At 76.4% G+C, this 21,318-nt stretch carries 16 protein-coding genes; 3 read left to right on the top strand and 13 right to left on the bottom strand.

The features are described 5' to 3' along the window. Nucleotides 1-206: 206 nt before the first annotated feature. From ACRYM2_RS08595 to map, 4 genes are all read right to left on the bottom strand, one after another. Complete coding sequence (locus ACRYM2_RS08595; RefSeq protein WP_432521477.1) at nucleotides 207-1,151, bottom strand: Brp/Blh family beta-carotene 15,15'-dioxygenase; 945 nt, start codon at nucleotides 1,149-1,151, stop codon at nucleotides 207-209. 181 nt (nucleotides 1,152-1,332) lie between these two features. Then, nucleotides 1,333-2,316, bottom strand: coding sequence for a bacteriorhodopsin (locus ACRYM2_RS08590; RefSeq protein ID WP_432521475.1), 984 nt, complete (start codon nucleotides 2,314-2,316; stop codon nucleotides 1,333-1,335). 86 nt (nucleotides 2,317-2,402) lie between these two features. Beyond that, nucleotides 2,403-3,182, bottom strand: coding sequence for a DUF72 domain-containing protein (locus tag ACRYM2_RS08585; protein ID WP_432521474.1), 780 nt, complete (start codon nucleotides 3,180-3,182; stop codon nucleotides 2,403-2,405). Nucleotides 3,183-3,252: 70 nt separating this feature from the next. Beyond that, nucleotides 3,253-4,035 carry a type I methionyl aminopeptidase gene (gene map, locus ACRYM2_RS08580; protein ID WP_432521472.1) on the bottom strand — a complete coding sequence of 261 codons (783 nt, stop codon included), beginning with the start codon at nucleotides 4,033-4,035 and terminating at the stop codon, nucleotides 3,253-3,255. Between the two features lie 196 nt (nucleotides 4,036-4,231). Here map and ACRYM2_RS08575 point away from each other — a divergent pair, with 196 nt between their 5' ends. Together ACRYM2_RS08575 and ACRYM2_RS08570 are read left to right on the top strand one after the other, a co-directional pair. Next, on the top strand, nucleotides 4,232-5,452 hold the full coding sequence (locus ACRYM2_RS08575) for an MFS transporter (RefSeq protein WP_432521471.1): 1,221 nt from the start codon (nucleotides 4,232-4,234) through the stop codon (nucleotides 5,450-5,452). Beyond that, complete coding sequence (locus ACRYM2_RS08570; protein WP_432521470.1) at nucleotides 5,449-6,882, top strand: MFS transporter; 1,434 nt, start codon at nucleotides 5,449-5,451, stop codon at nucleotides 6,880-6,882. The genes ACRYM2_RS08575 and ACRYM2_RS08570 overlap by 4 nt, the downstream gene beginning before the upstream one ends. A 62-nt stretch (nucleotides 6,883-6,944) precedes the next feature. On the opposite strand, the gene ACRYM2_RS08565 is transcribed toward ACRYM2_RS08570, so the two are convergent. The 7 genes from ACRYM2_RS08565 to ACRYM2_RS08535 form a co-directional block, all read right to left on the bottom strand. Further along, entirely contained in the window at nucleotides 6,945-7,853 is a 909-nt protein-coding gene (locus ACRYM2_RS08565; RefSeq protein ID WP_432521468.1) for a diacylglycerol/lipid kinase family protein, read from the bottom strand. 114 nt (nucleotides 7,854-7,967) lie between these two features. After that, nucleotides 7,968-8,894, bottom strand: coding sequence for an alpha/beta fold hydrolase (locus tag ACRYM2_RS08560; protein WP_432521467.1), 927 nt, complete (start codon nucleotides 8,892-8,894; stop codon nucleotides 7,968-7,970). A gap of 103 nt (nucleotides 8,895-8,997) precedes the next feature. Next, nucleotides 8,998-10,803, bottom strand: a complete 1,806-nt coding sequence (locus ACRYM2_RS08555; protein ID WP_432521465.1) for a thiamine pyrophosphate-requiring protein — start codon at nucleotides 10,801-10,803, stop codon at nucleotides 8,998-9,000. Nucleotides 10,804-10,888: 85 nt separating this feature from the next. Then, nucleotides 10,889-12,277 (bottom strand): metallophosphoesterase family protein, encoded by a 1,389-nt coding sequence (locus tag ACRYM2_RS08550; RefSeq protein ID WP_432521463.1) that lies wholly within the window; start codon nucleotides 12,275-12,277, stop codon nucleotides 10,889-10,891. A 135-nt stretch (nucleotides 12,278-12,412) separates the two neighbouring features. Then, on the bottom strand, nucleotides 12,413-14,353 hold the full coding sequence (locus ACRYM2_RS08545) for an AMP-dependent synthetase/ligase (protein ID WP_432521461.1): 1,941 nt from the start codon (nucleotides 14,351-14,353) through the stop codon (nucleotides 12,413-12,415). A gap of 10 nt (nucleotides 14,354-14,363) precedes the next feature. Continuing rightward, nucleotides 14,364-15,128, bottom strand: a complete 765-nt coding sequence (locus ACRYM2_RS08540) for a TetR/AcrR family transcriptional regulator (RefSeq protein WP_432521460.1) — start codon at nucleotides 15,126-15,128, stop codon at nucleotides 14,364-14,366. Nucleotides 15,129-15,241: 113 nt separating this feature from the next. Continuing rightward, nucleotides 15,242-16,054, bottom strand: a complete 813-nt coding sequence (locus ACRYM2_RS08535) for an SDR family NAD(P)-dependent oxidoreductase (protein ID WP_432521459.1) — start codon at nucleotides 16,052-16,054, stop codon at nucleotides 15,242-15,244. A 241-nt stretch (nucleotides 16,055-16,295) separates the two neighbouring features. Here ACRYM2_RS08535 and ACRYM2_RS08530 point away from each other — a divergent pair, with 241 nt between their 5' ends. Further along, on the top strand, nucleotides 16,296-18,824 hold the full coding sequence (locus tag ACRYM2_RS08530) for a sensor histidine kinase (protein ID WP_432521457.1): 2,529 nt from the start codon (nucleotides 16,296-16,298) through the stop codon (nucleotides 18,822-18,824). Nucleotides 18,825-18,855: 31 nt separating this feature from the next. On the opposite strand, the gene ACRYM2_RS08525 is transcribed toward ACRYM2_RS08530, so the two are convergent. Together ACRYM2_RS08525 and ACRYM2_RS08520 are read right to left on the bottom strand one after the other, a co-directional pair. After that, nucleotides 18,856-19,770 (bottom strand): polysaccharide pyruvyl transferase family protein, encoded by a 915-nt coding sequence (locus ACRYM2_RS08525; RefSeq protein ID WP_432521455.1) that lies wholly within the window; start codon nucleotides 19,768-19,770, stop codon nucleotides 18,856-18,858. A 52-nt stretch (nucleotides 19,771-19,822) separates the two neighbouring features. Continuing rightward, nucleotides 19,823-21,256 carry an Nramp family divalent metal transporter gene (locus tag ACRYM2_RS08520; protein WP_432521453.1) on the bottom strand — a complete coding sequence of 478 codons (1,434 nt, stop codon included), beginning with the start codon at nucleotides 21,254-21,256 and terminating at the stop codon, nucleotides 19,823-19,825. Between the last annotated feature and the right edge of the window lie 62 nt (nucleotides 21,257-21,318).

Below are 21,318 nucleotides of genomic sequence, written 5' to 3'. Positions count from 1 at the left end.
AGGGTCCGTCCGCCGTCATCGGCAGGCACCGCGCCCGGCGCGCGGCCTCGACCACGCCGACCGGCTGGCGCGAGTCCGCGGCGGCCTCCTGGGCGGGCATGCGCGGGGTGGTGACGGTGGCCACCGCGCAGTGCGCTACGAACCGTGAACCCGGCACGCCCAGGCCGAGCGCCGCTCCGCCGCCTGCGGGGGCGAGAGGCCCGGCTCTACCCGACCTTCCCGGGTCGGGCGGTGAGGTCACCAGCGGCGGCGGCGCGCCGCCGGTCCCACCAGACCACCACCAGCACGTGCGGCACCGTCAAACCCGCCAGCAGGGCCAGGTTGGCGGTGACGAAACCGCGCCAGCCACCGGCCAGCGCCCACGACCCCGCCAGCGCCGCGAGGCTGGCCACGGTCGGGACCGCGGCACCCACCGCGAACCGCGCCACCGGGCGCGCCAGCCGACCGGCAGCCAGGTCGGCGGCGTTGCCGGGGTCCTCCGCCACCATCCGGGCGATGTGCCGCAGCGCGTGCCAGGCGCCGAAGTAGGCCCCGAACGCGGCCAGCGGCGCCACCAGCAACCCCACCGCGGCCAGCAGCGCCACCTCTCCCGCGGCCAGCCAGCGGCGCCGGCGCAACCGGTGCACGAGCGTGACCGCGACCGCGGCCAGCACCAGCACGACACCGCCCGTGCTCAGCCAGGAGGGCAGCAGCCCGGAGCTGCCCGGGACGAGCAGTGCGATCAGGGGTGCGCTGGTGGCCGGTTCGCGCAGGACCGGCAGCAGCAGGGCCGCACCGCCGGTGGCCAGCACCGCCACCGGGTCGCGCAACGGGAAGCGGTGGAGCCTCGAACCAGCGCGCTCGTCGTCGAAGACGACCTCACCGGTGCCGAAGTGCAGCACCGACAGGGCGACGAACACGCCCAGGGCGATGGCCGGGACGGAGCGGAAGACCGCCCAGGCCGCCACCGCGGTCGCGGCGTAGCCGGCGATGACCAGCAGCAGGCGGGGAGCGCTCTCGCGCAGCAGGTGGGCGGGTACCAGGTGGTCGACGGCCCCGTGCGGCAGGCCGATGAGCAGACCGGCCACCAGCACCACCCAGCCGTGCTGGTTCCACACCTGTGGGGCGACCAGCTGCACCAGCAGCACCGCAGCCAGCACCGCCAGCGACACCGCGGTCGCCGCCTCCTCAGGACCGCGCAGACCGCGCCGTGGCCACCCGGCGATCGGCGCAGCGCCCGGTCCAGCGCCCGACGCGCGATCCACCGCGGAACTCACCGGGTGGCCCGCCGCCGCGCTCCACGGGGAGGGCGTCGTGCCGCGGTGCGGGGGACCGGGCCGCCGGCCGCGCAGGTCACCGGCGCTTCGGGTGCTCGGTACCGGTCGTGGGTCCGGCGAGGTGCCCGGTGATGTGCTCGGTGACGTCGACGGTGCGGGCACCTTCGGTGCGGACGCCTTCGGTGTGGACGATGCCCTTGAGCAGCGGTTGCACGCCGTCGGAGTGCTTCACCGAGGAGATCCACACGTCCTCCGGGTGCGTCTGCTCCCCGGCGTGCACGTCCTCGGCGGTGCGCAGCTTGGCGACCTTGTGGATCAGCGCGCCGAACGCGACCTTGGCAGCGATGTCGGCGAAGGAGAAACCCACCTGGATGGTGGTGGTCCAGTTCGCGCCCGGCAGCCAGTTGTGGATGGCGTAGGCGATCGGGTACCAGCCCCACACGCTCAGCAGCAGGATTCCCGCGTTGCGGTAGGAGGCGTACGCCTCGGCGCTCATCGCGCTCTTGGAGCGGCGCAGCACGCCGACGAGCAGCACGTACAGCAGGACGTAGAAGACGGTGCTGACGATCCCCCAGACCAGCAGTTCCGCCTGGTCGGTGCCGGCGCCGTCGACGGTGGCGCCCAGGTACCCCGTGAAGATCATGAGGAACGCCGCCCCGACGAGGGCCGCGCGCATCGAGCGGGCGCGGGCGCCGACGAGGCCGGAGACGGCGAGGAACTCCACCATGAGCAGCGGCACGGTGACCGACCAGTCCATGTACCGCGGCACCAGGGTGTTCAGCGCCTCGGCGTTCGGGACGTACCGCCCGTCGGCGTAGGCGTACCCCTGGTCGAACTTCAGCACCAGGTACGCGTACGACAGCGCCGCCACCGCGCTGATGGCCAGCGAGGCGTGCAGCGCGGGCCGGTAGCGGGCGCCGACCTCACCGGTGGACCTCCAGGTGTGCAGGAACTGCGCGAACAGCGCCAGCCCCGCCACCGTCATGGCGTACTGGATGAGGTCGTGCTGCCCCGTGCTGAGCGCGAACGTCTCGGGGCGGACCACGTCGGCTGCGACCACAGGGGGACCTCTCGTGCCTCGTCCGGTGGCGGCCGCCGTCCCGGTCGCCGCGGCCACCGTAGGCGGGTGCGCACGGGGCCGCGCGCTCAACCCTCCAGCCGCTGCGCGAGGGCGAGCGCGTCGAACGGGGCCCGCGCCGCCATCGTGTTGTCGAAGTAGACGAACACCTCGCGCCCGCCCGCCGCCTCCGCCCGCACCCGCGCCGCCCAGTCGTCGAGCGCCGCGTCGTCGTAGCCGCTGACGTAGAGCTCGGGCGATCCGTGCAACCGCACGTAGGAGAAGTCGGCGGTCCGCTCCAGCAGCAGCGGCCAGCGCCCACCGGTGTCGGCGGTGACGAGCGCGACGCCGTGCGCGCGCAGCACCTCCCCCAGCCGGGGGTCCTCGTGGCTGCGGTGGCGCACCTCCAGCGCGTGCCGCAGCGGGCGCTCCGGGGCGGTGGGCAGCGGGGTGGCGGCCAGCGCGGCGGCCTCGGTCGTGGTCCGCGGCAGCAGGGCGCAGAACCGGTCCAGCACGTCGGCGTCGAAGCGCAGGCTCGGCGGCAGCTGCCACAGCACCGGCCCGAGGCCCTCGCCCAGCTCCAGCACCCCGGAGCCGAAGAAGGCCGCCAGCGCCTCCCGCGCACCGACCAGGCGGCGCTCGTGGGTGACGGCCCGCCAGCCCTTGACGCTGAAGCAGAAGCCCGGCGGCGTGCGCCGCGCCCACGAGGGGTAGTTCCCCGGACGCTGCAGCGCGTAGAAGGAGGCGTTCAGCTCCACCGTGCCCAGCCGGTCCGCCAGGTGCTCCAGCTCCCGGCGCTGCGGCAGGCCGGGCGGGTAGAAGCTCCCGCGCCACTCGGCGTAGGTCCAACCGGAGGTCCCGACCCGCACGCGTCCCGGCGGCGTCGCGCCCGCCCCGTCCACGGCCGCCGCCCCGTCCACCACGTCCCCGTGGGCCCGCTCAAGGGGCGGTGAGCACCACGGGACCGTCGTCGGTGACCGCGACGGTGTGCTCGGCGTGCGCGGCGCGCCGCTTGTCGAGGGTGACGACCGACCAGCCGTCGCGGGCCGTGCGGTAGCCCTCGCCGCCGGAGAGCAGCATCGGCTCGATCGCCAGGGTGCTGCCGGGTTCCAGGCGCACCGCGGGGGCGCCGGGCAGCGGGCGGTTGGGCACGAACGGCGCCTCGTGCATGCTGCGCCCGATGCCGTGCCCGCCGTGGTCGGGCAGGTGGGAGTAGCCGTGCCGGCGCGCCACCTCGTCCACGGCGCGGGCCACGTCCAGCAGGGTCGCGCCCGGGCGCGCGGCGACGATGCCCGCGGCCAGGGCCTCCTCGGTGGCCCGCACCAGCCGCGCGTCGGCCTCCTCCTCGTGCCCGACGGCGACGGTGATCGCGGAGTCGCCGTGCCAACCGTCCAGGACTGCGCCGGCGTCGATGCTCAGCAGGTCCCCGTCGTCGAGGCGGCGGCCGGTGGGGCGCCCGTGCACGACGACCTCGTTGACCGACAGGCACAGCACGCCGTTGAACGGCCTGGGCGCCCAGGAGGGGGCGTAGCCGAGGAAGGAGGGCAGGGCGCCGGCCTCGCGGATGACCGTCTGCGCGACCTCGTCCAGCTCGCGCAGCCTGGCCCCGGGCACGGCGGCGGCGCGCACGGCCTCCAGGGTGCGGGCGACGACGCGGCCGGCCTCGCGCATGGCCTCCAGCTCGGTGGCGGTGCGGACGGGGAAGCCGGGCTCGTCGCTCACCGCACGAGTATGGACCCGCGCCCGGCGCACCCGTGCACCCGTGCACCCCGCCCGGCGGGGCCCGAGGGGCGCCCTGCCGGGGCACCCCGGGGCAGGCGCTGCCTGCGGGAGCGGGTCGTGGTTCCGTGGTCCCGTGGGTGCGGAGCGCGCCCCCGCACGCCCGCACGCCCCGCACGCACCACCGGAAGGCCCTCCGTTGACCGACCCCGCCGCCGCCACGCCCCCCGCCCCCGGGATGCCCGCCGGCCGGACGCTGCTCTTCGCCGTCGCCGGCGGGGCCGCGGTGAGCAACCTGTACTGGGCGCAGCCGCTGCTGGAGGAGATCGCCCGCTCGCTGGGCGTCTCCACCGGCGCCGCGGGCGCGCTGCTGACCGTCACGCAGGTGGGCTACGCGCTCGGCATCTTCCTCATCGTCCCGCTGGGGGACGTGCTCGACCGGCGGACGCTGGTCCCGGCCGTGCTCACCGCCTCCGCGCTCGCCCTCGTGCTGGTCGCGCTGGCGCCGACGTTCCCCCTCCTGCTGCTCGCCCTGGCGCTGGTGGGCCTGAGCACGGTCGCGGCGCAGGTGCTGGGACCGCTGGCCGGCGACCTCGCCCGGCCGCAGGAGCGCGGGCGCGTGGTGGGCACCGTGGTCTCGGGCGTGCTCGTCGGCATCCTGCTCTCGCGCACCGTCAGCGGGCTGGTCGCGGACCTGCTCGGCTGGCGCGCGGTCTACCTGCTCGCCGCCGCGGTGGCGCTGGTGCTGGCGGTCCTGCTGCGCCGGGCCGTGCCGCGGCTGCCCGCCCGGGAGCGGATCGCCTACCCGCGGCTGCTCGCCTCGGTGCTCGCGCAGGTGCGCGGCCTCCCCCTGGCGCAGGTCACGATCGTCCTCAGCGCCGTCAACTTCGCGGTCTTCACGATGTTCTGGACGGCGCTGACGTTCCTGCTCAGCGCCGAGCCGTTCTCCTACTCCCTCAGCGCCATCGGGCTCGTCGGGCTGGCCGGGCTGCTCGGCGCGCTCGCCGCCCGCGGCGCGGGGCGCCTGCACGACCGCGGCTGGTCGGTGCCGGCCACCGGGGCCGCGCTGGCGGTGGCGCTGGTCTGCGTGGTGCTCGCCGGCCCGGCCGCCCGCTCGATCCTCGCGCTGCTGCCGGTGATCGTCGTCTTCGACGTCGCCGTGCAGGCGACGAGCGTGCTGAGCCAGACGCGGTTGTTCGCCGCGGCGCCGCAGGCGCGCAGCCGGCTCAACACGGCCCTGGTCACGGCCAACTTCGTCGGCGCCGCGCTGGGTTCGGCCGCCGCCGGGGCGCTGTGGCACGTCGGCGGGTGGACGGCGGTCAGCGCGGGCGCCGCGGGCGCCTACGCGCTCGCGCTGCTCGTGTGGCTGGCGGCCCGCCACCGGGCGCTGGCCCCCGCCGGCGGGGAGCAGCCGGCGTGAGCGCCGCCGGCACGCCCTCGCCCGGTCCCCCTCCGCCCGGTTCCCCCTCGCCCGCCTCCCTGGGCCTGCCCGCCGCCACCGCGCTGCCCGACGGCCCCCGGGCGCGCGTCGTCGTGGCGGTGGCCTCGCTGGGCTTCTTCCTCATCACCCTGGACATCTCGATCGTCAACGTGGCGCTGACCGCCATCCGCGACGAGCTCGGCGGCGGCACCGCGGGTCAGCAGTGGGTCATCGACGGGTACACGCTGCTGTTCGCGGCGCTGCTGCTGTTCGCCGGCAACCTCTCCGACCGCGTCGGCGCCAGGCGGGCGCTGCTCTGGGGCGTCGTCGCCTTCACCGCGACCTCCGCCGCGTGCGCGGCCGCCCCCACCGCCGCCGCGCTGGTGGCCGCCCGCTGCGCCCAGGGCGCCGCCGCGGCGATCGTGCTGCCGGCGTCCATGGCGCTGGTGCGCGAGGCCTTCCCCGACGCGCGCCGGCGCGCCCGGGCGCTGGGGGTGTGGGCCGTCGGCGGTGCCGTCTCCGCCGTGCTCGGCCAGCCGCTGGGCGGGTTGCTGACCACCGTGGACTGGCGGTGGATCTTCACGATCAACGTGCCCGTGGGCGCCGGGATGCTCGCCCTGCTGGTGCTCGTGGCTCCCTCCCCCGTGCGCCCGGCCCGCTTCGACTGGGCAGGGCAGGTGCTGGCGGTCCTGGCGCTGTCGACGCTCGTGTTCGGGCTCATCGAGGGCGGCCACGCCGGGTTCACCGAGCCCGCGGTGCTCGCCTCGCTGGTCCTGGCCGTCGTGGCGCTGGCCGCCTTCGTGCTGGTGCAGGCGCGCGGGCGGCACCCGATGCTGCCGCTGGAGCTGTTCGCCGCGCGCGGGGTGCGGCTGGCGCTGCCGGTGGGCTTCGCGTTCATGGTCGGCAACTACGGCCACGTCTTCGTCGTCAGCCTGCACCTGCAGCAGCACCTGGGCATGTCCCCGCTGCACGCCGGGACGGTGTTCGTGCCGGCGGCCCTGCTCGCCGTCGCCGGCAACCTGGCCAGCGGCCCGGTCACCAACCGGTTCGGCGCCCGCGTGCCGGTCGTGGCCGGGCAGCTGTCCATGGTGGCCGGTCTGCTGGCGCTGGTGCCGGCCACCGCCTCCGGCTCACCGTGGTGGACGGCGCTGGCCCTGGTGCCCGTCGCCGTCGGCGGTTCCGTGGCCATGCCGGCGGTCACCGGTGTGGTCCTGGAGGGCGTGCCGCAGCACCGGGCGGGCACGGCCAGCGCCGTCTTCAACACCTTCCGCCAGATCGGCGGAGCGGTGGCCGTCGCGGTGTTCGGCGCGCTGATCGCCGTTCCGGGCGGTTTCCCCGCCGGGGTGCGCAGCAGCCTGGTGGTCTCCGCCGCGCTGCTGCTGCTCACGGCCGTGAACAGCCTGCGGATCCCGGCGCGCACCACCCGCTGAGCGCGGGTGCCCGCCCCGCGCTCCAGCGGTCCAGCGGTCCACCGGTCCAGCGGTCCACCGGTTCAGCGGACGACGGTCATCGCCCCGGCGGCGCAGGAGACGACGACCCCGGCACCGGCGGGCACCTGGTGGACCTCGCCGTCCATCTGCAGCGGTGTCGGGCCCGTGGTTCCGAAGGAGTACGGCTCGCTGGAGGAGGTGACCTCGTGCCGGCCGCGCACGACCCGCAGCAGGCTGGCCAGCAGTTCGAGCCTGCCGCGGTGCGGGATGAGCAGCACCTCGCACGCGCCGTCGGTCGGCGAGGAGACCCGGGAGAGGGTCGCGTACTTGGCCATCCGGTCGATGTTGGCGAACACCAGGCTGTCGAGCTCGAGGCGGTGGCCGTCGTGGGTGATGGTCAGCGGCCGGTGCCGCCAGAACGCGCGCACCGCCAGCAGGCCCTCCGTCAGCGCGTCCAGGTCGTGCCGGTTGAGCTCGGCGGCCACGACGGGTGTGATGCCGACCCCGACGTAGGAGTGCGCGTAGCGCGGTTCCCGCCCGTCGACCAGCACCTCCAGCAGGTCCATCCTCGACACCCTCCCCGCGACGATGGCGTCGACCAGGGGACGGTCCTGCACGGCGCGGGCGTGGTCGTTGGCGTTGCCGGAGGCCAGCACCGCGCAGGCCCCGGCGCCCGGGTGCCGCCGGCGGGCGCGCACGATGCCGTTGACGACCTCGTGGTAGCCGCCGTCCCCGCTGGCGGAGACGACGAGCGTGCCCGGGTCCTCGGTGACGGCCTGCTCGGCCAGCTCCTCGGCGTGCCCGGCGTGCCGGGTGCCGGCCAGCTCGACCGCCGTGCCGCGCAGCCGCCGGGCGAGCTGCTCGCGCAGCTCGTGCGCGTTGCCCGGGCCGTCACCGGTGCTGCGGGGGTTGTAGAGGACCACCACGCGCTCGAAGCACCGGGGTGCGGCTCGGTGGGCTGTGCGGATCACTGCGGGGGACCTCCGGGCGACGTGCGGCGGAGGTTCCACCGGCGCAGAGACTGCCACGCCGCGCCCGCCCGGACCAACCGCGCCGCGCCCGCCGGGAGCGAGCGCGGCGGGCGCTCAGGCGGCGCCGGCCCGCTCCAGCAGCCAGCCGACGACCTGGTCGGTCACCTCGTCCCGGTTCGTCTCGTTGAACACCTCGTGCCGCGCCTGCGGCCACAGCCGCAGCGTGACGTCGCGCAGCCCGGCCGCCCGGTAGCGCTCGACGAGGCGTTCCAGCAGTTCCCCGCCGCTGCCGCCGACGGGGTCCTCGGTGCCGCTGACGACGAGGACCGGCAGGTCGGGACGCAGCGCGGCCAGGCGCTCGGGGTCGGCGGTGGCGGCGGCGGTCGCCAGCACCCCGGCCATGATCGCGTCCTCGGTGGGGAAGCCGCACAGCGGATCGGCGACGTAGGCGTCGACCTCGGCCTCGTCGCGGCTGAGCCACTCGAAACCCGTGCGGTGCTCGAACGGCGCGTTGAACGCCGCCAGACCCGGCTGGTCGGCGGGCAGCGACTGCACGACCGCGAGGAACCCGTCGAGCGCCGTGGAGCCGCTGAGGACGACGCCGTCGTAGAGGCCGGGGTGCTTCAGCAGGACGCTCTGGGCGCCCATCGACCCCAGCGAGTGCGCCAGCAGGAACAGCGGCAGGTCGCCGAACTCCTCGCGCAGCAGTTCCCCGTGGCGGGCGATGTCGGCGGTGAAGCCGGCGAAACCCGCCGCACCGAAACCGCCCAGCGGGACGCCCGGGCCGGTGGAGGCGCCGTGCCCGCGGTGGTCGCTCGCGGCGACGACGAGACCGGCCGCGGTGAGGGCGGTGGCCAGGCGCCCGTAGCGGCGGCCGTGCTCGGCCAGGCCGTGGGCGATCTGCACGACACCGCGCGGTGCGCCCGGCACGTCGGACCACCGGTAGGTGGCGACGGCCAGCCCGTCGGCGGGTGAGGGGAACGACCCCGTCACGGGTTCGGCCACCGGTGCAGTCACGGGTTCGCTCACGGGTCCGCTCACGCTGTCCTCCTGTCGGCGGCGCTCCGCGGTGAGCGCCCGCGCCCATCCTGCCGGACCCCGCCCGGGCGGGTGCGGCGGGTCACCCCGCGAGTCACCCCGCGGGTCACCCGGGAGGTCGGCGCAGTTCCCGCTCCTGGCGCGCCTGCTCCTCCAGCAGCCGCAGCCCGCGCTGCCCGGCGGGCCCGTCCTGGGCCAGCGCGGCCCGCATCTGCTCCAGCTTCTGCTCCCCGGCGGGGAAGGGCGGCAGCAGCGGGACCTCGGCGTCGACGACGGCCTCCAGGACGACCGGGCGGTCCGCGGACAGGGCGCTCTCCCAGGCGGCCGCGAGGTCGGCGGGGTCGTCCACCCGCACGCCGCGCAGCCCCAGCAGTTCCGCGTAGCGGGCGTAGGGGAAGTCGGGCAGCCGCTGGCTGGCGCCGAACCGCGGATCGCCCTCCATCTCGCGCTGCTCCCAGGTCACCTCGGCCAGGTCACGGTTGTGCAGGACGCAGACGACGAACCGCGGGTCGGCCCACTCGCGCCACAGCCCGGCGACGGTGATGAGCTCGGCGACGCCGTTCATCTGCATCGCCCCGTCACCGGCGAGCGCGACCAGCGGCCGTCCCGGTTCGGCCAGCTTGGCCGCGATCCCGTACGGCAGGGCGGAGCCCATGCTCGCCAGGGTGGAGGACAGGTGGGCCTGCACCCCCGGCGGCAGGATGAGGTGGCGCGCGTACCAGTAGGTCGAGGACCCGACGTCGACGCTGACCTGGGCGTCGGCCGGCAACCGGCGGCTGAGCTCGCGGACCACCAGCTCGGGGTTGAGGGGTTCCGCGGGCAGCGCCGCCCGCTGCTCGGCCAGCACGTGCCAGCGCTCGACCGCGTCGACGACCCGGGTGCGCCACCCCTGGTCCGCCGGCGGGTCCAGCAGCGGCAGCAGGGCCTCGAGCGTCTCGGCGGCGTCACCGGGCAACCCGACCTCGACCGGGTAGCGGTTGCCGAGGTTGCGCGTGTCGAGGTCGACCTGGACGGCGCGCGCCTGCCCCGGCGCGGGGTAGAACTCCGTCCACGGGTCGTTGCTGCCGACGATGAGCAGCGTGTCGCACTCGCCGAGCACGACCGCGCTGGCGCTGGTGCCCAGGTGGCCCATGACGCCGGCGCTGGTGGGCAGCCGCTCGTCGACCCAGGGCTTGCCGAGCAGGCTGGTGGTGACGCCGGCGCCGAGCCGGTCGGCGACGGCCTGCACCTGCGCGCCGGCGCGCCGGGCGCCCTGCCCGACCAGCAGGGCCGGTCTGCGGCCGGCGTTGAGGACCGCCGCGGCCTGCCGCAGGTCCTCCTCGCGGGGCAGCACCCGCGGCCGGCGCCACTCGGGGACGCTGACGACCACCCCGTGCTCCTGCGGCAGCGGGTCCGGGGCGGGCAGCTGCTGCACGTCGTGCGGGAGGACGACCGCGCACGGCTGGCGGGTGGCCAGCGCGCTGCGGAACGCGCGGTCGAGGACCATCGGCGCGTGCTCGGCCGTCAGGACCGTCTGCACGTACTGCGTCGCGTCGGCGAACAGCGTCTGCAGGTCGACGCCCTGCTGGTAGTTCGAGCCGAGGACGCTGCGCTCCTGCTGGCCGACCACGGCGACCACCGGCACGTTGTCCAGCTTCGCGTCGTAGAGGCCGTTGAGCAGGTGGATGGCCCCGGGTCCCTGGGTGGACAGGACCACCCCCACCTCACCGGTGTACTTGGCGTGCCCGACGGCCATGAGGGCGGCGTTCTCCTCGTGCCGGGCCTGCACGAACCCCGGCCCCCCGCCCTGGCGCCGCAGCGCCCCCAGCACCGTGTTGACGCCGTCGCCGGAGTGCCCGAACACCCGCTGCACGCCCCACGCCCGCAACCGCTCGACCACCAGGTCGGCGACCAGTCGCTGTTCCTCGGCCACGGGTTTCCTCCTCGAGCGGGTGACGTGTCGCCCCTGACCTACCCGGGGCGGCCGGATCCATGCCCCGCAGCCGCGGCGGCGCGGCTCACCGGGCGGCGCGGGGTTGCGCGTACGCCGAGACCGGGCGCCGCTCGACGCCCACCCGCTGCGCGCCGACACCGGCGACGGTGATCTCGTCCACCGCCACCAGCGCCCTGGTGGCGGGGTCGAAGTGCAGCACCGACAGCTCCAGGGGCAGGGCGTCCCCGCCGTCCAGCGCGCGCAGCCCCGCCCCGCCGGAGGAGCCCTGCGTCAGCTCCAGGGTGCCGGCGCGGGTGCGGTGCCGGCGCTCGTGGACGTGGCCGTCCAGGACCAGCGGGACGTGCCCGTGCAGCGGGCCGGCCATCGCCGGTTCGTGCACGAGGGCGACGTCGACGGGTGCGGGGTGCTCCCGGATCGCCGCGGCCAGCGCCCGCCCCGCCTGCGCCAGTTCGCGCGCGGCCGCGCCCGGCGCCTCCTGCAACCGCTTGACGGGGGTGAAGCGGGGGTCGCCGGTCCCGGCGAAGCGCAGGCCGGCGACCTCGACGACGGCGCAGTCGTCCAGGACCCGCACGTTCGGCAGCGCGGCCAGGAACTGCTGCGTCGCCGCGGAGTCGTGGTTGCCGCGCACCCACAGGTACGGGACGGGCAGCCGCGCGATGCCCGCCAGCTGCCGGTTCTCCACCTGCGTGCCCAGGTCGGTGGAGTCCCCGGTGTCCACGACCGCGTGCACCCGCAGCTCCTCGACCAGCACCCGCACCAGCTCGTGCGCCTGCGGGTTGTCGTGGACGTCGGAGATCCACAGCACGCGGGTGGTGTCCTCGCCGATCCCCTCCGGCAGCTCCTGCAGCCGCGCGGCCAGCCGGGTGACGCCCGAGGTCAGCTGGGCCAGCCGCGCGCTGTAGGCGGTGAAGTCGGCGCGGGCGTTGCGCGCGGCGGCCGCCAGGGCCGGCACCCGCGACAGCGGCCCGGTGAGGGTGGGCCGGGTCAGCGCCCGCGGGCGGGCGGTGGCCGCGGCGGTGGCGCCCGCGGCGCCCAGGCCGGTGGCGACCACGGCGGCCCCCAGCCCCACCGCCCGCGGGTTGCGGAACACCAGCGCGCAGGCGGCCGCGCCCCCGGCGAGCGCCGCCGCCGACGAGCGCAGCGCCAGGGCGCCCAGCGCGGTCCGCGCATCGGCCGCCAGCTCCTTGGTCAGCTCCTCCCGCGGGGCGGCCCGCGCACCGCCGAGGGCGCCGAGCAGCCGGCGGGCGGCGGGCAGGTCGACCTCCTCCACGCCCACCCGCAGCCCCAGGGGCCCGGCGTGGGTGTCCGCCGCCAGCCGCCCCGCGGGGGGCAGCGCGAGGCGGGTGCCGCCGCCGGGGGCGAGCGCGAGCGACAGGCGGGCGGTCACCGGGCCGATGCGGTGGTGCACCGCTCCCGCGCCCGCGACCGCGAGGGCGGCCCCCGTCGAGGCCACCGCGGCCACCAGTCCCCGCCGCGCGGTGCGCCGCCCCGCGTGCCCGCCGTCCATCCGGTGCGCCCCCCTCGCCGCCGCCGGGTGCGGCGGCGCAGGAGCGGGACGCTATCCCGCGGCGGCGGGGGCGGCCACCGCTCAGGCGTACAGCGCGTCCACGTCGGCGGCGAAGCGGCGCAGCGCCTCGCCGCGCCGGACCTTCAGGCTCGGCGTGAGGCAGTCGTTCTCGATCGTGAAGTCCTCGCCGAGCACCCGCAGGTCCCGGATCGACTCCGCGCGGCTGACCGAGCGGTTGGCCTCCTCCACCGCGCCGTGCAGCGCGGCCAGGACCTCGGGGTCCCGGCGCGCGGCCTCGAGCGTCGGCTGCGGCCGGCCGTGGGAGCGGGCCCAGGTGGCCAGGGCCTGCTCGTCGAGGGTGACCAGGCAGCCGATGAACGGGCGGTCGTCGCCGACGACGAGGCACTGGGAGATCAGCGGGTGGGCGCGCAGCCGGTCCTCCAGCGGGGCCGGGGCGACGTTCTTGCCGGCGGAGGTGACGATGATCTCCTTGGCCCGCCCGGTGATCGTCAGGTAGCCGTCCGCGTCGAGGGTGCCCAGGTCGCCGGTGCGGAACCAGCCGTCGCGGAACGCGGCCGCCGTCGCCTCCGGCTGGCCCAGGTACTCGCGGAAGACGCCGATGCCCCGGCACAGGACCTCGCCGTCCTCGGCCACGGCGACGTCGGTGCCGGGCAGCGGGACGCCGACGGTGCCGATGCGCTGGCTGCCGGGCCGGTTCACCGTCGCCGGTGCGGCGGTCTCGGTGAGCCCCCAGCCCTCGAAGACGGTGATGCCCGCCCCGCGGAAGAAGTGCCCCAGGTACTCCCCCAGCGAGGCGCCGCCGGAGACGGCCTGCGTCAGGCGCCCACCCATCCGCTCGCGCACCTTGGCGTAGACGAGGTGGTCGAACAGGCGGTGGCGCAGGGCGAGCAGCCGCCCCGGGCCGCCGGGGGCGTCCAGCGCCCGCGACCAGGCGACGGCGGTGGCCTCGGCCTGCGCGAAGAGGGCGGCCCGCGCGCCACCGCCGGCGGCGGCCTTCTGCTGGGCGGCGGTGTGGACCTTCTGGAAGACGCGCGGCACGGCGAGCACGAACGTCGGCCGGAAGCCCTGCAGGTCTTCCACGAGGGTCCGCGTGTCGGGGGCGTGGCCCATCCGGACGCGGGCGCTCAGGCACAGCACCTCGACGAAGCGGGCCAGCACGTGCGCCAGCGGGATGAACAGCAGCGTGCAGGCGCCGGGGGCGTCGAGCATGGCGGGCATGACGGCGTGGGCGTTGCGCACCAGGTCCAGGAAGTTGCCGTGGGTGAGCACGCAGCCCTTGGGCCGGCCGGTGGAGCCGGAGGTGTAGACGATCGTCGCGACCGTCGCCGGGCCGGAGCTCGCGCGGGCCCGTTCGAGGTCCTCGTCGGCGACCTCCCGCCCGGCGGCCGCGAGCTGCGCCAGGGCACCGGAGCCGTCGCCGTCGCCCTCGCCGTCGATCACCCAGGTGTGCCGCAGGGACGGCAGCTGCGGGCGCAGCGCGGCGAGCTCGGCGGCGTGCTCGCCGGTCTCCACGACGCAGGCCACGGCGCCGGAGTCGGAGAGCACCCAGGCCACCTGCTCGGGGGAGGACGTCTCGTACACCGGGACGCTGACGGCACCGGCGAACCAGCACGCCAGGTCGAGCACGGTCCACTCCCAGCGGGTGCGCGAGCGCAGCCCGACGCGGTCGCCGGGCCGGACGCCGGCGGCGAGCAGGCCCTTGGCCACCGCCCGCACCTGGGCCAGGACCTCGGCGGCCGGCACGTCGCTCCAGGAGCCGTCGGGGCCCCGGCGCGCCAGGCAGGCCCCGGCCGGGTCCTCGCGCGCCCACTCCAGCAGGCAGTCGGTGAGGTTCCCCTCGTGCGCGGGCGGCACCTGCGCCGGACGGCTCGCGACGAGCAGGGGCGCCGCGGGCTGCGCCGCAGCAGGCTGCGCCGCATCCGGTTGCGCTGCAGCAGGTTGCGCGGTCGCGGGCGCCGGGGCACCCGCCGCGGGGGTCGTCGACACGTCGGCAGGCTCCATCGTCTGCTCCTCAGTCCCCGTCGCCGACACCGGTGTCGACGTAACGATCGTTACGCCGATGGTGCGGCGGGACCTCCTCCCCGTCAAGCGACCGGCCGGGGGTCTCCTGCGGCACCCCGCCCACCAGCCGGGGCAGCCAGCCGGCCAGCTCCGGCAGCAGGTCGGGCAGGTCCCGGCCCCCCTCGTCCAGCGCGTCCGCCACGAGCTGGCGCATGGCGTACACCACCCCCGCGTAGGCGCTCAGCGGCAGCGGGGCGCCGCCGGCGGCGGCCCACTGCGCGTGCTTGTCGCGCAGCAGCAGCGCCAGGCGCCGGACCGCCTCCCGCCGCCGGTCGCGCGCGCCGCGGCCGAGGGCGTCCATCTCCACGAGGAAGGCGCGCGCGGTCACCGGGTCGCGCCGCACGAGCCCCAGGTAGACCTGCGCGAGGCCCACGACGTACTCGTCCCAGCCCTTGCCCTCGGGGGTGCCGGCGCCCAGCGCCCGCACCAGGACGGCGATGAAGCGGTCGTAGGCGGCGTGCACGCAGGCGTCCTTGTCGCCGAAGCACTCGTAGAAGGCCGCGCGCGAGACCGAGGCGCGGGCGCAGACCTCCCGCACGCCGACGCCGCGGTAGCCGCCGCCGGCCATCAGCTCCGTGGCGGCGATCATCATGCGCTCGCGCTGCGCCGCCGCCACCTGCTGCGGCGGCAGGTCGTGCCGGCCGCGCGGCAGGGCGGGCGGGCGGGTGAAGAACACGCCGTCGGCCACTTCGGCCGGACCCCGGTGCGCGACCACAGCAGCTCCTCCCCGGCCGGGCGCGCCCGCGGCACACCCGCGGCGCGGTGCGACGGTAGTGCAGGCGACCGCCCGGCGGCGGGGTCCGCCGGGCGGTCGCCGCGCAGCGGCCCTCAGGCGGCGGACCAGCCGCCGTCGGAGGCCAGCACGACCCCGTTGACGTTGGAGGCGTCGTCGCTGAGCAGCCACGTGATCGAGGAGGCCAGCACCTGCGCCGGCACCGCCGCCGGCATGATCCCCCGCGCGCTGCCCAGGCGGGCCGGGCCGAACTGCGTGGTGACCTTCACCTCGATGCCCGTGACCGTCGGCCCCGGCGCCACCGCGTTGACCCGGATCCCGCTGGGGCCGTAGGCGAACGCCGCGCTCCTGGTCAGGCCCACCACCGCGTGCTTGGAGGCGGTGTACGCCGCTCCCGCGGCCGAACCGCGCAGCGCCGCCTCGGAGGCGGTGTTGACGACCGAGCCCGCACCGCGCTCCAGCATCCCCGGCAGCACCGCGCGCAGCAGCTTCATCGTGCCGTCCACGTTGACCGCGAACACCCGCCGCCAGACCGCGTCGGACATCTCGTGCAGCGCCGACATGTCGTCCATGACCCCGGCGATGTTGGCCAGCGCGTCCACCCGCCCGCCGGCCGCCTCCAGGACCGAGGCGATCGAGGCGTCGTCGGTGATGTCGGCGCCCACCGGCGTCAGCCGCCCACCACCGCCCGCGCCGGCGAGCTCGTCCGCGAGCCCGTCCAGGCGCTCGGCGGCGACGTCGACGCCGACCACGTGGGCGCCCTCGCGCACCGCGCGGGAGGCGGTGGCCCGGCCGATGCCGGAACCGGCGCCGGTGACGACCACGGTCCGGCCGGCGAAGCGGCCCTCGACGATGCGCTCCCGCCACTCGCGGGTCGCGGTGGGGGTGGGGTCCTGCTCGGTGCTCACGCTGGTCTCCAGCCTGTCGTGGTGGTGCCCGGGCCGACGGCGACCCGGGCTCGCCCGGGTGGTCGGTCGAGATCTCAGTCAACCGTCTTAGACGGCCGATGTGGAGGAGACGAACCGCCGGCCCGCGCGGTTCCACCCGTCCGGCTGCAGCACCCGCCCCCAACGGCCGATGGAACGGGGACGACCCGTTCGTCCGACCCGTTCGTCCGACCCACCGTCCGACCCGACCCGGGAGGTGCCCGTGGCCGGTTCCGCGCGACGCGCGCCGACCCCCAGACCGACCCGCAGACCGACCCGCAGACCGACCCGCAGACCGACCCGCGCGGCCCTGGGCCGCAGCGCGGCGTTCGCGCTGGCGTTCTGCCTGGCCGTCCTCGTGGGCCGCTCCACCGCCGTGGACGGCAGCAGCCTCAGCCTCGTCTGGCCCGCCGCGGGGGTGGCGGCCCTGTGGTTCGCCGTCCAGCGCGGTGCCGGCACGCACCGGCTGGACCTGGCCGTCCTCGGCGCCGCCACCCTCGCCCTCGAGGTCGCCACCGGCGCCCCGCCGCTGCTCGCCGCCTGCTCCGTGGCCGCCAACGTTGTCCAGGTGGAGGTCTTCGGCGCGCTGCTGGCCCGCTGGTGCCCCGGCGCGTGGGGCGCCGGGGGTTCGCAGCCGCTGACCGGGATGCGCCAGCTGCTGCGGCTGCTGACCGCGGCGCTCGCCGGCACCGCCGCGGGGGCCTGCTTCGGCCCGGTGGCCGTGTGGCTGCTGACCGGCCAGTGGTCGTGGCTGACCGCCGCGGTGTGGATGACCCGCAACACCGCCGGCGTCCTGCTGCTGTGCACCGTGGGCCTGCGCGTGGGCTACCTGGTCGCCGCGCGCCGGGGCGCCGGCCCGGCGGCGCTGACGTTCACCGCGCCCCGCGGCCGGCGGGCCGTCGAGCTGGCCGGTGCGCTGGCGACCTCCGCGCTCGGCTACCTGCTGGTCTTCGAGCTCCTCGACGGGCTGCCGGTCGCCTTCCCGCTGCTGGCGCTGACGCTGTGGGTGGCGCTGCGCTTCGACACGACGATCGTCGTCGTGCACGACCTGCTCGTCGGCGCGACGGCCGTCGTGCTCACGCTCGCCGGGACGGGCCCCTTCGCCTCCATCGCCGACGACGCCGTGCGCGCCCTCGTCGTGCAGGTCTACGTCGTCCTCGTCGCCGTCGTCGGCCTGGCGCTGGCCCTGGGCCGCGACGAGCGCCAGCTGCTGCTGGACGACCTGCGCGGCGCCGTGGTCGAGGCCGAGCAGCAGGAGCGCCAGCTGCAGGACGCCTTCGACGCCTCGCTGGTCGGCAACGTGCACCTGGGGCTGGACGGCAGCGTGCTGCGGGTGAACGCCGCCGCGGCCGCGGTGCTGGGGTACCGGCCCGAGGAGCTGCTGGGCACCCCCTGGCACCGGCACGTGCACCCCGAGGACCGCACCGGCGAGCGCCCCGGTGACGCCGCCGCAGCCGTCGCCGGAGCCGTCGCCGGTGCCGGCGGGCAGGTGCGCCACCTGCACCGCGACGGGCACGTCGTGCACGCGCAGGTCTCCAGCGTCCTCGTGCGCGACGAGCGCGGGGACCCCTCGCACGTGGCCGGCCAGTTCGTCGACGTGACCGCCCGGGTGGTGGCCGAGGAGGGCCTGCGCGAGCAGCGCGACGCGCAGGCCAGCCTGCTCGACGCCCTCAGCGACCTCGGCGAGGGGGTGCTCGTCGAGCAGGGCGAGCGCACCAGCTACGTCAACGAGGCGTTCGCGCGGCTGGCCGGGCGCAGCCGCGCCGAGCTGACCTCGCTGCCCACCTCGCTGCTGCTGGTCCCCCACACCGAGCGCGGCACCTGGGCGCACCGCGCGCAGGGCGGCGAGGTCGGTGAGCTCGGCGGGGGCGGTGACGCGACGCGGCGCACGGTGGTCACCTCGCTGCTGCGCCCCGACGGCGGCTGCGTGCCGGTGGAGCTCGTGGCGCTCGCCCTGCCCGCTCCCGGCGGGAGCGGCGGCGCCACGACCATGACGCTCGTGCGCGACCTGTCCGAGCAGGTGCGCGCGGCCGCGGAGCTGGCCGACTCCGTGCGCGAGCTGGAGCACGCCAACCGCGTCAAGGACGACCTCGTCGCCAGCCTCAGCCACGACCTGCGGCAGCCGCTGTCGACGGTCATCGGCTTCAGCGAGGTCGTGCTCGACGAGTGGGCCTCGATCGACGACGAGGAGAAGCGCGAGCACCTGGGCCGGGTCCGCAGGGCGGGGCACTGGGCCAACGACCTGCTCGAGGACATCCTCACGATGGCGCAGCTGGAACAGGGTGCGCCGCAGGCCAACCGCCGGCGCGTGCACCTGCCCGCGCTGGTCGGCGACCTCGTCGAGCGGCTGGGCGCCGACGCCGCCCACGTGGACACCGGCGGGGTCGGCGACCTGTGCGTGCTCGCCGACCCCGGGCACGTGGAGCGGGTGGTGGGCAACCTGCTGGGCAACGCGTTCAAGTACGGGCGCCCACCGGTGCGGGTCGTCGCCCGCCGGCGCGGGGACCTCGTGGCCCTCGACGTCGTCGACGCCGGCGAGGGGGTCCCCGCGGAGTTCGTCCCCGAGCTGTTCTCCCGCTTCACCCGCGCCAGCAGCGGGGTCGCGCTGAGCCGGAAGGGGACCGGGCTCGGGCTCTACATCGCGCGCACCCTGGCCAACGTCAACGGCGGCGACCTGGTGTACTCGCCGGCCTCCGGGGGCGGGTCCCGGTTCACCCTGACCCTGGACCCGGTGGAGGCGGGCTCCCGCTGACCCCGCGCCGCCGCCGGCCCCGCGCCGGCCGTCAGCCCAGCGCCGCCTCCAGCGCCGCCAGCTGCTCCTCGCCCACCCCGGGGGCCTCGTCGCGGGCCCGGTGCGCCGCGGCGCGCCCGCTGCCGGAGCGGCACCAGGCGAACTGCTCGTCGAGCAGCACCGCGCCCTGCGCCAGCAGCTCCTGCGCCCCCACGAGCGCCGGCCACCCCCAGGCGCGGGCCTGCGCGCTGACCTTCCCGCCGCCGGCGACGGGGTCGACGGCCAGCGCCGGGACCCCGCAGCGCAGCGCGAGCACGAGCCCGTGCAGGCGGGTGGTCACGACGACGTCGAGGCGGGCGATCACGGCGAGCACCTGCTCGGCGGTCGCGGGCATCCGCCAGTCGCGCGGGTCGATGCGGGTGTCCAGCTCCAGGCGGGCGACGTCGAGGGCCCCGAGCCAGCCGGTGAGCGCCGCGCTGACCTGCTCGTGGCGGCGGCGGGTTCCGTACTCGCCCTGCCCGTGGGTGAGGAAGACGCCCACGACGTCGACGCCGTCGACCGCGGGGCGGGCGGCCAGGTCGCGCCGCGGCTGCCCGACGGGGCCGTCGCGGGGCACGACGAGGTCGAAGCCGGTGACGGCCGGGTCGTCCGGGTCCAGCACCGAGACCCCGACGGCCGTGCGCCGCGCGCCGGCGAAGCGCTCGTGGACCTCGCGGACGGGGTCGCCGGTGAGGGGGCCGCACACCCACACGACGTGCCCGTAGGCGGCGGGGTCGACGTCGTCGTAGCGCAGGCCGCCGCGCGGGCCGTAGGCCAGGTGCACGGCCGGGCTCCACGCGAGGTCGACCTCGTGGCCACCGCGCCGCAGCCGCTCGACGACCGCCTCGGTGGACAGGACGTCACCCGCGGTGGCCTCCCCGTGCAGCACGCTGGACCAGCCGATCACCAGGACCCTCACCGCGGACACGTCCCGCAGGCTAGGGCGTCCGCCACCGGCGGCCGCAGCCACCCGCGGGTGGTCAGGACAGCAGCTCGCCGATCTGCTCCTGGAAGGTCAGCACGGACAGGGTGCCGAACAGCAGCACCGCCCACACCAGCACGGCGACGCGCACCGCCCTCGGCCGCAGCTGCGCGGGCAGGACCCGGCGGTTGAGCAGCAGCAGCAGACCCGAGTAGATGAACATCATGAACCCGCCCACGACCGCGGAGATGACGAGCAGCACCAGCGGCTGGTCCAGGCCGACCAGCAGCACGACGCAGCCGAAGAGGACCAGCCCCCACACCAGCGCGGCGTAGACCTTGCTCTCGGAGGTCCGCTTCAGGTAGCCGACGCGCAGCACGTCCGCGCCCAGGCGGCTGGTGTAGTCCACGATGCCCGTCGCCGCGGCGAACAGCGAGACCACCCCGACGACCCAGAACAGGGTGCCGAACCAGCCGCCGACCGCCTCGGCGAGCACCTCCCCCTCGGTGCGGACGAAGGAGATGTCGCTGGCCAGGCCGGGGCGCCCGAACACCGTGGCGTAGGCCAGCAGGGAGGTGAACAGGATGGTGACGAAGGTGATCGCCACGAACGTCACCAGCTGCTCGGTGTTCGCCAGGCGCCACCAGCGCCGCCAGCGGGCGAGGTTGTCCTCGGTGGGCTCGAAGGCGTACCCGGTGGTGGGGGCGGCCTCCGGCTTGCCGGTGAGCGGGCTGACGATCCGCGGCACGTAGGCGCCCATGCCGAAGCCCTTGTCGCGGATCCAGTTGCTCTGGCAGAGGTTCTGCCCGCCGCCGGCGCCGGCGAAGGCCAGCGCCCCCATGAGCAGGGCGAAGCCGAGCTGCTCCGAGGGCACCGAGGCCTGCGTGACGACGTCGGGGACGTCGCCCCACGCGGCCGCGTCGATGGCGAAGGTGGCGCCCACGACGACGAGGAGCAGGACCGCGACGACCTTGAAGGTCTCGATGCGCTCCAGCGCCGTGTAGACCACCGGCGCCAGCGTGAGGACCACCCCGATGGCCAGCAGCATGCCGATGGCGATCGGCGTGGGGGTGCCGCCGACCAGGTAGGTGAGCAGCGTCGCCGAACTGGTGACCCACCCCGGCCACAGGTTCGCCAGGAACGCCATGCCCGCGAACACCAGGCCCCAGTGCCGCCAGAACCGGCTGAAACCGGTGAGCACCGTCTCACCGGTGGCGAGGGTGTACCGCTCGATCTCCATGTTGATGAAGAACTGCGTCACCAGGCCGACCAGGGCGGCCCAGACGAACACCAGGCCCACCTGGGAGGCGATGTAGGGGTAGAGGATGAACTCGCCGCTGGCCAGTCCCACCCCGGCGGCGACCACCCCCGGCCCCAGGACCGGCAGCAGCCGCGAGGGCGCGGGCGGCAGGTCGCGCAGCTGCGGGGGCGGCAGGTGCTTGCTGGGGAAGCGGTCGAGGACGGCGCTGCGCGTGTCGTGCTCCTGGGACATCCCGGCCTCCTCGACGGTGTCCTGCGGGAGACCGATCGTGGCACCGGCCCCCGGGCACCGCA

Origin of the sequence: Kineococcus aridisoli (genome assembly GCF_050871885.1) — a bacterium.
GTDB lineage: Bacteria > Actinomycetota > Actinomycetes > Actinomycetales > Kineococcaceae > Kineococcus.
This window is presented reverse-complemented; position numbering and strand designations above follow the sequence as displayed.